Raw genomic sequence first — 13548 nt, forward strand, 5'->3', positions numbered from 1 at the left:
TGTCTATCTTTCCAGGTCTTCAGCCGACCTCGACCGCGCGGACCTCTGTCTCCAGCAACCGCAGTCGCTCGCGAAGAGCACGCTCGGCATCCCAGCCGTTGGCTCGGGCGTGCGTGACCAGTGCGAGCAGCGCGTCGCCGAGTTCGGCTTCGGATGCGGGCACGGCCCCTTCGACAGGCTCCGTCGCCGGAAGCACAGGGGCGGCACGGCCCACGAGCTTCTGGGCGAGCGCGAGTGCAGGCATTCCACGCGGCACGCCGTCCAACACACTCTGCCGCGAGCGCTTCTCGGCGGCCTTGGCCGCATTCCAGTGCACCAAAACCTCTTCCGGCGTGTTCGCGACCGCGTCGGCGAACACGTGAGGGTGCCTGCGCACCATCTTCTCGGTGAGAGTATCTGCGACGTCGTCGATGTCGAACGGATCGTCCGGATCTTGAGCGGCGATCGCCGCATGGAACAGCACCTGCCAGAGCAGATCACCGAGTTCTTCACGCAGGTCTGCGCGAGTGCCGTTCTCCACGGCATCGATGACCTCGTGCGATTCTTCGATCAGGTACGGCACAAGGTCACGGTGTGTGATCTGCTGCGACCACACGCACCGCTCCCGTACTGCCCGCATGGTTTCGGCCGCTTCACGCAGCGCGTCAGGATTCTCGGCCATCGTTCCCCCTCAGAACGCTCAGGAACTCGCGGCCGTCACTCGGCGATGCCACGCGGCGCGCGAGGACACGATGACCGCCGATAGCAGCAGCGCGATCAGCGAGCCGACGAGCACACCGAGAATCGCCTGGTCCTTGGTGCCTGCATCGTTCGCAAACGCGAGGTTAGCCAGCAGCAGCGAGACGGTGAATCCGATACCGCCCAGAGTTCCTGCCGCGACCAGATCCAAGACCTGCAGCTCAGATTTGCGACCCCGGGAGCCGATCCGGATCGCGATCCAGCCGAACAGCGTGATTCCGATGATCTTGCCGACCGGGAGTGCCACGGCGATGCCGAAGAATGCCGGTGAAAGCTCCGACGGCGCGAGGGCCGGAATCACGACGAACGCCGCAGCGAAAGCGAAAATCGGCAGGATCGCGCCATTCACCCAGGGGTCAAGAGCGTAACGAGTGGGCATCGCCGGCGACTGCGCCATAGCGAGCCCCAGCATCACCCCGGCGATGGTGGCGTGGATGCCGGAGAGAAGAACGAGCCCCCACACCAACACACCCACGATGACCATCGCCACCACGACGATCCAAGATCGCTCGGTCGGAAGCATCCTCGATAGCACCGCGAAGAGTGCCACACCGATCACCGCGAGCAGGAGGTACAGCCAGTTCAGGTCGTGCGCGAAGAGCACCGCGATGAAAATGATGCCAATGATGTCGTCGAGGATGGCAAGCGCGAGAAGGAAGACGCGCACGGCCGGCGGCAGCCCCTTGCCGAACACCGCGAGCACTCCGAGGGCGAAGGCGATATCGGTCGCGGTTGGGATCGGCCAGCCTGATGCGGTCTGCTCGCCGCCAGCGATCATCAGGTAGATGCCGATTGGGACGAGCACGCCGCCGGCGGCAGCGATCGCCGGCTGCAGCGCCTTCTGGAAGGAGTTCAGCTCTCCGCGAGTCAGCTCGTACTGCAGCTCCATCGCGACGACGAAGAAGAAGATCGCGAGCAGGCCGTCTGAAATCCAGTGCGCCACAGACAGATCAATCCCGACCCCGGGGATCGCGATGTGAAACCCGAGCACAGCATCGATCGGGCCGAAAGTCGGCAGGTTCGCAAGAAGCAGCCCGAGCGCGGCGGCAAGGAGCAGCAGCACCGCGGGAAACTGCTGGGTGCGCAGAAGGTTTCTCGATTCAGACATCTCCCCCATGCTATGCCCGCCGCTCGCGCCTTTTCGGGCAGTCACGTGGTCAGGAACGCCCCTCGCCCGGGGATAACCTCGAGTGGTGACCCCCGAGCCCACCAACACAGAGGCCATCCGCGTCATCGGCCGTTTCGAAGCCGGACGCGGGATTCCCGACGAGATGCGTGCGGATGTCCGCATGCTCGGCGCCCTTCTCGGCCAGGTGCTGCGCGAATGCGGCAGCCCCGGCCTGTTCGAAGACGTCGAACGCCTACGCCTGGCGACAATCCAGGCATACGACGAAGAGAGCACTCACGCGTTCGAGCGCGCCACCGAAATCGCTGACTCATTCACGGTCGCGCGCGCTGATGAAGTTGCTCGCGCGTTCACCTGCTACTTCCACCTGGTGAACCTCGCTGAGGAGCACCAGCGCGTGCGCATCCTCCGCGAGCGCGCAGGCCGCCCCGGCCGCGAGGGAGCCGCAGACACGGTCGCCACCGCATACGCGCAGCTGCGGCGTGAAGTCGGCGATGACGAAGCACAGCGTCGACTCGAAGGCTTGCGCTTCCACCCGGTCTTCACGGCGCACCCCACCGAGGCCCGCCGCCGGGCGGTGTCTGCCAGCATCCGTCGCCTGTCTGAACTGCTGACACAGCACGATGGCACAAGCGATGGCGGAGCCGAACAGCACCGCGCACATCGCCGGATGCTGGAAGAAGTCGACACGCTGTGGCGCACCGCGCCCTTGCGCTCGAGCAAGCCTTCGCCCACCGACGAGGTGCGCACGGTGATGTCAGTGTTCGACGAGACACTCTTCACCACCGTCCCGCACGTCTACCGCCGTATTGACGATGCCCTCCGCGGCGAGGAGTCCGGCGCGAGCGCCCCGGTTGTCCCGGCATTCGTGCGGATCGGCTCTTGGGTCGGCGGTGACCGCGACGGCAACCCGTTCGTGACGGCATCCGTCACTCGCGACGCAGCACAGATCGCCTCTGACCACGTGCTTCGCGGTCTGGAACGCGCGATCGAGCGCATCGGCCGCGGACTGACGCTCGACGCGGAAGGCACTCCGCCGAGCAACGCGGTTGTCGCGCTCTGGGAGGCGTTCTCTGCATCCGACGAGACCACCGCCGCGGAGATCGCCGCACGCTCCCCAGAGGAACCGCATCGTCGTGTGCTGCTGGCCCTCGCGCGACGCGTCGCTGAGACCCGCCTCAAACTGGACGGCGGATACAGCGCACCAGAAGAGCTACTCGCCGACCTGCGCGCAGTGCAGGATTCGCTGGCGGCATCCGGTGCGAAGCGCCACGCATTCGGTGGCATCCAGCATCTGATCTGGCAGGTCGAGACCTACGGCTTCCACCTCACCGAGCTCGAGGTCCGCCAGCACTCGCAGGTGCATCGTGAGGCTCTGGCCGAGCTCGACGCCGGCGGCGCGCTCAGCGAGCGGACCGAGGAGGTCCTCGAGGTCTTCCGCGCGGTCTCCGATATCCAGCACACCTATGGTCTTCGTGCTGCGGGCCGCTACGTCGTATCGTTCACGACATCGGCAGCCGACCTCGCCAACGTCCACCGCCTCGCCCGCTATGCGCTCGGCGATGATGTTCCCGCTCTCGACGTCGTGCCGCTGTTCGAGACCTTCGCTGACCTGCAGGCAGCCCCCGGAATCCTCGCCGAGGTCGTCACTTTCCCGGAGTTCCAGGCGCGCCTTGTCGAGACGGGAAACCGCTTCGAGGTCATGCTCGGCTACTCCGACTCATCGAAGGACGTCGGCCCCGTCGCCGCCACTCTCGCGCTCTACGAGGCGCAAGAGAAGATCGCGCTGTGGGCGAAGGATGCCGGCATCGAGCTGACCCAGTTCCATGGTCGCGGCGGTGCTCTCGGCCGTGGCGGTGGGCCAGCGAACTCCGCGATCCTGGCGCAGCCGCCGCACTCCGTTGACGGACGCTTCAAGCTCACCGAGCAGGGCGAGACCATCTTTGCCCGTTACGGCGAGCCCGCCATCGCCATGCGACACATCGATCAGGTCGCCGCGGCCACACTACTGGCATCATCCCCTGGTGTCGAAGAGCGCACAAGCAGTGCCGCGGTTCGTTTCGCGGATGTCGCGAAGGTGATGGATGCCACATCACGCGAGCGCTTCTTCTCACTCGTGAAGGCAGAGGGCTTCGCACCCTGGTTTGCCACGGTGACCCCGCTGGAGGAAATCGGCCTGTTGGCTCTGGGCTCGCGCCCTGCCCGTCGCGGGCTCTCGGTGGAATCTCTCGAAGATCTTCGGGCGATCCCGTGGGTGTTCGCGTGGACGCAGGCACGCATCAACCTGGCCGGTTGGTTCGGTCTGGGTACGGCGCTCGAGGCTGTCGGGGACGAAGCTCTTCTCAAGGACGCATACCGCGAGTGGCCGCTGCTGCGCACCATGATCGACAACGTGGCGATGAGTCTCGCGAAGACGGATGAGCGCATCGCGCGTCGTTATCTCGCACTCGGTGATCGCGATGACCTCGCACAGTTGGTGCTCCACGAGCTGACTCTGACGAAGGAATGGGTCATCCGTCTCACTGGCGGAGGCGCACTGCTCGAGAACAAGCCGATCCTCCAGCGCGCGGTGACGCTGCGCAGCCCCTACGTGGATGCGCTGTCGCTTCTGCAGCTTCGCGCGCTGCGCGAACTGCGCGCGGCCGGGTCGAGCCCAACCGGTTCCGGTTCCGCGGAAGAGCAGCAACGGTTGCTCCTACTCTCGGTCAGCGGCGTTGCCGCAGGCCTGCAGAACACCGGGTGAACACCGCCTGATCTTCGGGCACAACGCCCCGTGTAACGTGCCGGAAACTTGCGGGGTAAAGTGAGAACTCGTGCCCGACCCGGTACACCTTTTCGCGCGACACGATCGCCCCTCAGCCACACTCTTCAGAAAGCCGTCCCGCGTGACCGCAACCCACACCGAATTTCACCCGCTCGCCGCTGCCGTGCAGCCCGTCTTCGACACCGTGCTCGCCCGCAGCCCTCACGAGCCGGAGTTCCACCAGGCCGTGCACGAGGTGCTGCACTCGATCGCTCCCGTGCTCGAACAGCACCCGGAGTACGTCGACGGCGGCATCCTGGAGCGACTGGTCGAGCCGGAGCGGCAGATCATGTTCCGTGTGCCGTGGGTGGATGACTCAGGCAAGCTGCACGTGAACCGCGGCTATCGCATCCAGTTCTCCTCCGTGCTCGGCCCGTACAAGGGCGGGCTGCGTTTCCACCCTTCGGTGAACCTGTCGATCATCAAGTTCCTCGGCTTCGAGCAGATCTTCAAGAATGCGCTCACCGGTCAGGGCATCGGCGGCGGCAAGGGTGGATCGGACTTCGACCCGCACGGGCGCTCCGATGCAGAGGTCATGCGCTTCTGCCAGTCGTTCATGAACGAGCTGTACCGCCACCTCGGCGAGCACACCGACGTCCCCGCTGGAGACATCGGTGTTGGTGGACGCGAGATCGGCTACCTCTTCGGCCAGTACCGCAAGGTCACCAACCGCCACGAGTCGGGTATGTTCACCGGCAAGGGCACCGGCTGGGGCGGTGCTGAGGTACGCACCGAAGCCACCGGTTACGGCGCAGTGTTCTTCGCGCAGGAGATGCTCGCAGTGCACAACGAGTCGCTCGCGGGCAAGCGCGTTGGCATCTCCGGCTCAGGAAACGTCGCGATCTACGCCATTCAGAAGGCCACTCAGCTGGGCGCGACTGCCGTCACGGCATCCGATTCCTCCGGCTATGTCGTCGATGACGCAGGTATCGACCTCGAGCTGCTTCGCCAGATCAAAGAGGTCGAACGCGGCCGCATCGTCGAGTACGCGAACCGTCGTCCTAGTGCACGCTTCGTCGAAGGTGGCAGCGTCTGGGACGTGCCCGTCGACATCGCGGTGCCGTCCGCAACGCAGAACGAGGTCAGCCTCGCAGATGCCGAAGCACTGATCGCGAACGGCGTACGTGCCGTTTCTGAGGGCGCAAACATGCCGTGTCTGCCGGAGGCCGTCGAGGCATTCCAGCAGGCCGGTGTCCTGTTCGCACCGGGCAAGGCCGCGAACGCCGGCGGTGTGGCCACCTCTGCCCTCGAGATGAGCCAGAACGCCTCGCGTCAGCGCTGGACCTTCGGCGACAGCGAGAACAAGCTGCGCGAGATCATGTCCGACATCCACGACGCCGCGTTCACGGCTGCCGAGAAGTACGGCGTTCCCGGTGACTACGTCGCCGGCGCCAACATCGCCGGTTTCCAGCGGGTCGCCACGGCGATGCTCGCTCAGGGCGTCATCTGACCCCGTCGCGGGATGACACCTGCACGATCATGTGGCGGATGCACGAGGAATCTTCAGGATTCCTCGTGCATCTGTCATTTCATCGGACAACTGTCGGGCGCGGACTGGGCACTCACGCCGGGTGATCATCCGCATGTCGGGCGAGAGAGCGGGCGTACCGCTCAGTGAGCTGAACCATGACGTCCGGGGTGTCCCGGTCGACACCGAAGACGTAGCCGGGGAAGTCGAGTTCCCGCTGCGCGGCGGCGATCTCCTCATGCCGGTCTGGGGGCAGCACCAGCAGCGGATCGCCGACAGCGACCCAGCCGATCGGAACTACGGCGTCCTCCGGCAGCACCGTCCGCAGATGCACGACGGCATTGATTCGCACCTCCGCGCGGTCGCCGATCTGGGCACCGTTGAAGACGCGCGTCCCGGTTGCGAGGAACACTTCGTTTCCGATCACCGCGCCGGATATGGATGCACCCGGTCCGATCAGCACGTGATCGCCGATGTGCACCGGATTCGCGGAGCTGGCACGCACGATCGCGTTCTCCATCACGATCACGTGCTCTCCGAGCGTGATCGGTCCGCCTTCTGCCGTGATCACGGCGCCGTGCAACACCTGACAGTCCGCGCCGATCTCCACGTCTCCGGAGATCACGGCGGTGGGCGCGACGACGGCGGTCTCATGGATCCGGGGCCGGGCCCCCAGGTGCTCATACAACATGAGGTCAGCGTAGTCCTCGCTATGCGATGGCTGCCGCATTCCCACTCAAGAGTTGCCGGTGCAGATCGTGGAGGTTCTCGGCGTAGTACGTGAAGTCGTCCCGGACCGTCGGCGCGTCGCCGTTCGGACGAGGAACATACGCGGTGCGCATTCCCACCGCTGCCGCAGCGCGGAGGTCCCAGGCGTGCGCCGCGACCATAATCGGAGGCCGCGAGTCGGACGGAACGCTCGCGATGGCGGCTTCGTAGATCCGCGGAGCAGGCTTGTAGCTCTGCACATCGTCGCCGGAGATGATCTGATGCCATCTCAATCCAGCGTGAGAGCTGAGACCGGCGAGTGACTTTCTGCTCGCGTTGGACAGGCCCATGACCGTCATGTCCTTCGCCAGTCGGTTCACACCTTCGATCGTGTCGTGCCACGGGGTGAGGCGCTCACCCGCGGCGTAGAGATCTGACACGCTTCGCCCCGGTTTGAAGGCCCAGGTCCTGGCCAATTCGTCGAGCGCTTCGCGATCCAGGATGTCACTGCTCACGAAGGCACGCCGATCGGCGACGATCTCCTCCTGCTGCGCTTCGACGTGCGCGAGCCACGAGGACAATGCAAGGCTCATCGCGTCCTCACCTGCCGCAATAACCAACGACATCTGTTTGAGCAGACTCCCCCGTTGATCCACGAGCGTACCGAGCACGTCGAAGACCAGGGTCTCTCGAACGAAAGCGCTGCCTGTCATTTCACGGCGACCGGCTCGGGGAACATCGCGGTGAACAGCATGCCCACCCACTCCAGCAGCTGCGCATCGGTCGGCGCTTCACCGCTGGGCCGAGGCAACGGCACGACGAGCGCTTCTCCCCCGGCAACGAGCTTCGCTGTGGGGTACAGACGCTGCAACCGCACCTTCATCGAATCTTCGAGGTGCGCCGGTGCAACCCGCAGATTCGAGCCCATCACCACGACATCGCTGAGCCCGGCTTTGGCCGCGCGTCGGCGTAGGCGCGCGATCTTGATGAGCCCTTCGACCTCTTCAGGAGCGGTGCCGTAGCGATCGGTGAGCTCCTCAATCACGAGGTCGATGGCGTCATCCTTCGCAGTCGCCGCGGCCGCCGCAGACAGCTTCTGATATGCCTCAAGACGCAGGCGCTCGCTGTCGATGTAGGTCTCGGGGATGCGGGCATCCACCGGCAACTCCATTCGCAGCTCGTTACCGGTCTCAACATCCTCGCCGCGGAACGTCGCAACGGCTTCGCCGACCATCCGCAGATAGAGGTCGAACCCGACACCGGCGATGTGACCCGCCTGCTCGCCGCCGAGCATGTTGCCCGCACCGCGCAGCTCGAGGTCCTTCAGCGCCACCTGCATTCCTGAGCCGAGCTCATTGTTCACGGCGATCGTCTGCAGACGGTCAGCGGCCGTCTCCGAAAGCGGCTTCGAATCGTCGTAAAGGAAGTATGCGTATGCCCGCTCACGACCGCGACCGACGCGCCCACGCAGCTGGTGCAGCTGGCTGAGGCCGTATTTATCCGCCTTGTCGATGATGATCGTGTTCGCGTTCGAGATGTCGAGGCCAGTCTCGACGATCGTGGTCGAGACGAGCACGTCGAATTTGCGCTCCCAGAAGTCGTCGACGACCTGCTCGAGCTGGTGCTCGCCCATCTGCCCATGGGCGACGCCGATTCGTGCCTCCGGCACGAGTTCGGCGAGCTCGCTCGCCACTCGCTGAATCGACTGCACCCGGTTGTGAACGAAGAAGATCTGCCCCTCACGCAGAATCTCGCGCCTGATCGCCGCGGCCATCTGTTTGTCGCTGCGGGGGCCCACGAAGGAAAGAATCGGATGCCTGTCCTCCGGCGGCGTCGCCAGCGTTGACATCTCGCGGATGCCGGTGACTGCCATCTCGAGTGTGCGCGGGATCGGCGTGGCACTCATCGCAAGGATGTCGACGTTCGTCTTCAGCTTCTTCAGCTTGTCCTTGTGCTCGACGCCGAAGCGCTGCTCCTCGTCGATGATGAGCAGTCCCAGATCCTTGAACATGACCTGATCAGTGAGGATCCGGTGCGTGCCGATGACCATGTCGACCGAGCCGGCGAGCAGCCCCTCGAGCGTGAGGCGGGCGTCCTTGTCGGTCTGGAAGCGCGACAGCGCCCGAACCTTCACTGGGAACCCGGCGAAGCGCTCGGTGAACGTCTCGATGTGCTGCTTGACCAGCAGCGTGGTCGGCACGAGCATCGCGACCTGCTTGCCGTCCTGAATCGCCTTGAACGCAGCCCGCACGGCGACCTCAGTCTTGCCGAAGCCGACGTCTCCGGAAAGCAGCCGATCCATCGGGATCGGCTTTTCCATGTCGGCTTTGATCTCGTCGATCGTCTGCAGCTGATCTGGGGTCTCCGCGAACGGAAATGCCTCTTCCAACTCCCGCTGCCAGGGGGTATCGGGGCCGAATGCGTGGCCCTTCGCCGACATGCGAGCCGAGTACAGCTTCACGAGCTCGACGGCAATGTCGCGTACAGCGCGGCGTGCTTTGCCCTTCGCCGCGGACCAGTCGCTACCGCCCATCTTCGAGAGCGTGGGCGCCTCCCCGCCGACGTATTTCGAGAGCAGATCGAGCTGATCCGTGGGCACGTAGAGCTTGTCGCCGGGGAACCCGCGCTTGGACGGCGCGTATTCCAGCACCAAGTAGTCGCGGGTCGTCTTCGTGGGGTTTCGCCCACCGGAGGAGACTTCGCGCTTTGTCATCTCGACGAAGCGTGCGATGCCGTGTGTGGCATGCACGACGTGGTCGCCGTTTTTGAGCTGCAGCGGGTCGACGACGTTCTTGCGACGCGAGGCGAGCTTCTTGACGACCCGCTGGTCTCCGCTGATCGTACGGCCGTAAAACTCGTTGTCGGTCAGGACGGCGAGCTTCGCCTCCGGCACTTGGAATCCGGATTCGAGCGCGCCGAGCACAAGAGTCGCGACGCCAGGGTCCGGGGCGTCAATGAGCGTGTCAACGATACGAGCGGCGAGGCCGCGGTCGGAGAGCACATCCCTGGCGCGGTCGACAAGTCCCGTGCCGGAGGCGACGACCACAACTCGCCAGCCGTCGCTGAGGCGGGACGCGACGAAATCGATCGCGCCGTCGACGTTTCCATGGAAAGACGGGATGATCGATGAGTCGATGTTCGCGGCATCCGCGTCGTCGGTCGCGAATGGGCTGAACCGCCACCAGACGCCGTCGCGCTCGCGGACGATCTCGCGCAGGCGCGCAACGGTGAGGAAGTCACCGGCACCAAGATCGATCGGCGCGGATGCTCCAGATGTCGCTGCACTCCACGCAGCATCGAGGAACTCGCGGTTCGTGTCGCCGAGGCTCTGGGCCCTGGCGCTCGAGCGCTCGGGGTCAACGAGGGCTGTGGCTGTTCCAGGCGGGAAGTACTCGGCGAGCGACTTCAGAGGGCCGGAGACCGCGGGCAGCAGCGATTCCATACCTTCGACGGGGATGCCCTCTGCCATCTTCTCCAGCATCCCGGCGATCGCGGGGAAACCGGCGATGAGCGCGCGCGCACGATCGCGCACCTCCGCCGTGAGCAGCAACTCACGGGTCGCAGGCAGATCCACTCGGTCGACATCACCGGGCAGCGATCGTTGATCCGCAATCGAGAATGCACGTATTTGGTCGATCTCGTCGCCGAAGAACTCGACGCGATACGGGTGCTCGCTCGTCGGAGGGAACACATCGAGGATGCCGCCGCGCACGGCGAATTCACCGCGACGCGACACCATGTCGACGCGCAAGTATGCGCGCTCGACAAGCTGCTCGACGGCGTCGTCCAGTTCGAGGTCACGACCGCCGAGAACGAGCGCCAGCGGCGCGGTGTCGCCGAGATTGCTGGCGATCGGCTGCAACGCGGCGCGCACCGAGGCGACGACGATGAGCGGACGTGGGCCCTCCCAGGTCGTGATGCGGCGGAGCGTCTCGAGGCGTCGGCCAACCGTGTCAGGACTCGGACTCAATCGCTCATGCGGCAGCGTCTCCCATGCAGGAAAGCTCAGGATCTCGGCATCCGGCACATAGGAGCCGAGCGCCGCCGCGAGAGATTCAGCTCGTCGCCCGGTGGGTGCAATGACGAGCATGGATGCGGGATGCCCCGCGCTAGTGCGTTTCTCCAACAGCCCCGCGATCGTCGGCGCGTCGAGGCCATCGACGAGGCCGAGGTCAGCGTCGGTCTGCGCCCAGGCGAGGGCGTCGTGGTACAGAGTCGCCCTTTCCAAGGCGCGGAGAATCCCCGGAACAGTCACCTGAAGAGTCTAATGCGCACCTCAGACAGCGGCTCTCATATGATGCCGTGATGGAACAGGTCACGCTACACACGGAACGCCTCACCCTCCGCGCCCCCGCCACCGCTGACGTCGATGCGATCACGGCAGCGTGTCAGGATCCGGAGATCCCCCGGTGGACCACCGTTCCGAGCCCGTACACGCGTGAACACGGCGAAGGCTTCGTGAAGCTGGTCACCGAGTCGTGGGAATCCGGAGAAGAGAGCGTCTGGGGCGTCTTCCATCACGAGGTGCTCGTCGGAATGATCGGCCTACATCACATCACCCCGCACGCCAGCGGCGGATCGACTGAGATCGGGTTCTGGGCGACAGCCGAGTCGCGAGGCCGGGGATTCATGGTCGAGGCGTCACTCGCCGTGATCGACTGGGCCTTTACCGAGCTGAAACTCGCCCGCATCGCCTGGCGCGCCGTTGCCGGCAACATCCCTTCCGCACGCACGGCGCGCGCCCTCGGCTTCCACTACGAGGGGCTGATGCGGAAGGCGCTCACCAGCCCGCGTGGTCGTGATGATGGCTGGGTCGCGGGGCTTCTGCGCGATGATGACCGCACTCCGGTCGAGTGGGCGATCCTTCAGCCCTGATCACGAGCCGACCCGGTCATAACGCATCACGACGCGCTCGCTGCCGAGCCAAGGAGTGCCGCAGAGCCATCGATCGGCAAGGGCGACTGCGGCGAGCAGATTTCTGGACACGTGACAAGGGGAACCTGGACACCCGTTCAGACCACTCGATTCCCGCCGTGATCGGGAGTATGATCGCTTCCACATCGCTGTTGGAGGAGGAGAGATGAGCGGCGTCAGTGTGCGCGCAGACAAGTCGGGTCTCGACAAGTTCGCGCGACGACGACACGAGCTCGCGGACGCCGCGCTCGCTGCAGTTGCTGCCCGTGGCTTCGCGCAAACCGGGCTGCGAGACGTCGCCGCCCACACGAGTCTCTCCCTCGGCATCCTGCACTACTACTTTCAGGACAAGGACGATCTGATCGGCCAGGCGATCTGGCAGTACAAGTCGGAGTGCGCCAGACGCTATGACGAGATCGTCGAGACGTCCCGCACCGGGACCGAACTCGCCGAGCGATTCGGTGCAGAAATGTCAGCGACTCTCCGCGATGAAGCCGACATGCACCGTCTCTGGTACGACCTGCGCAACCAGTCACTCTTCGACATCGGTTTCCGCGACACGATCATCGCGATCGACAAACTCCTCAGCGATATGGTGTGGGCCGTGATCGAACGCTACTGCGAACTCGAGAACGCAACGCCCACTGTCGACGCTGTCTCCGCGTACGCCCTGTTCGACGGCATCTTCCTCAACTCTCTGATCGCGCTCCTGCGCGGCGATCTCGACGCCATCAAGCGGGTCGAGATCGCCAGCATCCGACTGTTACACGGCGCGGTCTGACGCACGTCGGGCCTCGCTCGCTGTGCACAGCAACGCCACTGGACAGTCTTCCCTCCTATCGGATGCCGGTGACATGATGAAGACATGCCGGAGATGCCGGAGGTTCAGGGGCTCGTCACGTTCCTCGGCGAGCGCGCCGTCGGACGCACGATTACACGCACGAGCATCGGCGCCATTGCTGCGCTGAAGACCTACGACCCGCCGAACACTGCCCTGCACGGGGCGACGATCACGGCATCCGCTCGTCTCGGCAAGTTCATCGTGCTCTCTTGTGGCGAAGACCTTCATCTCGTGTTCCATCTCGCCAAGGCGGGCTGGCTGCGCTGGTATGAACTGCTGCCGACGACGCTGATCAAGCCGGGGAAGTCACCGATAGCGCTCCGCGTCGCCCTCAATGACGACAGCGGGTTCGATCTCACAGAGGCGGGGACGAAAAAGTCACTCGCCGTTTATGTGGTGCGTGATCCGCGGGATGTGCCGGGCATCGTCCGGCTCGGTCCGGATCCGCTGGACGAGTCGTTCGACCGATCCACATTCGCAGCTCTGTTGGAAGGTCGTCGCACGCAGATCAAGGGCCTCCTGCGCGACCAGTCCGTGATCGCAGGTATCGGCAACGCCTACTCGGATGAGATTCTGCACGCCGCACGCATGTCCCCGTATGCGATCGCCGCGACGCTCGGCGATGACGAGACCGAGCGCCTGTTCATCGCGATGAAGGAGACGCTGAAGGATGCTGTGGCCGCAGCATCTGGGAAGCCGCCGGCCGATCTGAAGGATGCCAAACGACGAGGGATGCAGGTGCACGCTCGACGGGGTGAGGCCTGCCCGGTCTGCGGCGACACTGTGCGCAGCGTGTTCTTCGCTGACAGGTCGTTGGAGTACTGCCCCACCTGTCAGACCGGTGGGAAACCACTCGCCGATCGACGGCTTTCGCGACTGCTGAAGTGATCCTTCTGCAGGTTCAGGAATCGATGGACCGGACACGGAATGAAATGCGCGCGAGCGTGTTG

Annotated in this window: 10 protein-coding genes; 5 read left to right on the forward strand and 5 right to left on the reverse strand. The window is 64.9% G+C overall.

Annotation, left to right across the window (positions count from 1 at the left end; translation table 11 throughout):
• Window positions 1-19: 19 nt before the first annotated feature.
• Together AC1C2Q_RS03325 and nhaA are read right to left on the reverse strand one after the other, a co-directional pair.
• Window positions 20-661, reverse strand: coding sequence for a MazG nucleotide pyrophosphohydrolase domain-containing protein (locus AC1C2Q_RS03325; RefSeq protein ID WP_495448971.1), 642 nt, complete (start codon window positions 659-661; stop codon window positions 20-22).
• 18 nt (window positions 662-679) lie between these two features.
• Window positions 680-1846, reverse strand: a complete 1167-nt coding sequence (gene nhaA / locus AC1C2Q_RS03330; protein ID WP_495448972.1) for a Na+/H+ antiporter NhaA — start codon at window positions 1844-1846, stop codon at window positions 680-682.
• A 163-nt stretch (window positions 1847-2009) separates the two neighbouring features.
• Between nhaA and AC1C2Q_RS03335 the strand changes: the two genes are divergently transcribed.
• Window positions 2010-4607 carry a phosphoenolpyruvate carboxylase gene (locus AC1C2Q_RS03335; protein WP_495450539.1) on the forward strand — a complete coding sequence of 866 codons (2598 nt, stop codon included), beginning with the start codon at window positions 2010-2012 and terminating at the stop codon, window positions 4605-4607.
• A gap of 142 nt (window positions 4608-4749) precedes the next feature.
• Window positions 4750-6117, forward strand: a complete 1368-nt coding sequence (gene gdhA / locus AC1C2Q_RS03340) for an NADP-specific glutamate dehydrogenase (protein ID WP_495429620.1) — start codon at window positions 4750-4752, stop codon at window positions 6115-6117.
• A 112-nt stretch (window positions 6118-6229) separates the two neighbouring features.
• Here gdhA and AC1C2Q_RS03345 read toward each other — a convergent pair whose 3' ends face one another.
• From AC1C2Q_RS03345 to mfd, 3 genes are read right to left on the reverse strand one after another with little or no spacing between them, the layout of a single operon-like run.
• The gene (locus AC1C2Q_RS03345) at window positions 6230-6826 is read right to left on the reverse strand and encodes a gamma carbonic anhydrase family protein (RefSeq protein ID WP_495429621.1); all 597 of its coding nucleotides are present in this window, start codon (window positions 6824-6826) and stop codon (window positions 6230-6232) included.
• A 19-nt stretch (window positions 6827-6845) separates the two neighbouring features.
• On the reverse strand, window positions 6846-7556 hold the full coding sequence (locus AC1C2Q_RS03350; protein WP_495448973.1) for a haloacid dehalogenase type II: 711 nt from the start codon (window positions 7554-7556) through the stop codon (window positions 6846-6848).
• Window positions 7553-11098, reverse strand: a complete 3546-nt coding sequence (mfd, locus tag AC1C2Q_RS03355) for a transcription-repair coupling factor (RefSeq protein WP_495448974.1) — start codon at window positions 11096-11098, stop codon at window positions 7553-7555. Before mfd ends, AC1C2Q_RS03350 begins: the two co-directional genes overlap by 4 nt.
• A 50-nt stretch (window positions 11099-11148) precedes the next feature.
• On the opposite strand from mfd, the gene AC1C2Q_RS03360 reads away from it, so the two are divergent.
• The 3 genes from AC1C2Q_RS03360 to AC1C2Q_RS03370 all read left to right on the forward strand — a co-directional run bounded on the left by AC1C2Q_RS03360 (window position 11149) and on the right by AC1C2Q_RS03370 (window position 13486).
• Window positions 11149-11718 carry a GNAT family N-acetyltransferase gene (locus AC1C2Q_RS03360; protein ID WP_495448975.1) on the forward strand — a complete coding sequence of 190 codons (570 nt, stop codon included), beginning with the start codon at window positions 11149-11151 and terminating at the stop codon, window positions 11716-11718.
• 205 nt (window positions 11719-11923) lie between these two features.
• Window positions 11924-12538, forward strand: coding sequence for a TetR family transcriptional regulator (locus AC1C2Q_RS03365; protein ID WP_495429625.1), 615 nt, complete (start codon window positions 11924-11926; stop codon window positions 12536-12538).
• 84 nt (window positions 12539-12622) lie between these two features.
• Complete coding sequence (locus AC1C2Q_RS03370; protein WP_495448976.1) at window positions 12623-13486, forward strand: Fpg/Nei family DNA glycosylase; 864 nt, start codon at window positions 12623-12625, stop codon at window positions 13484-13486.
• Window positions 13487-13548 lie beyond the last annotated feature (62 nt).

This window comes from Microbacterium sp. Y356 (assembly GCF_059445355.1).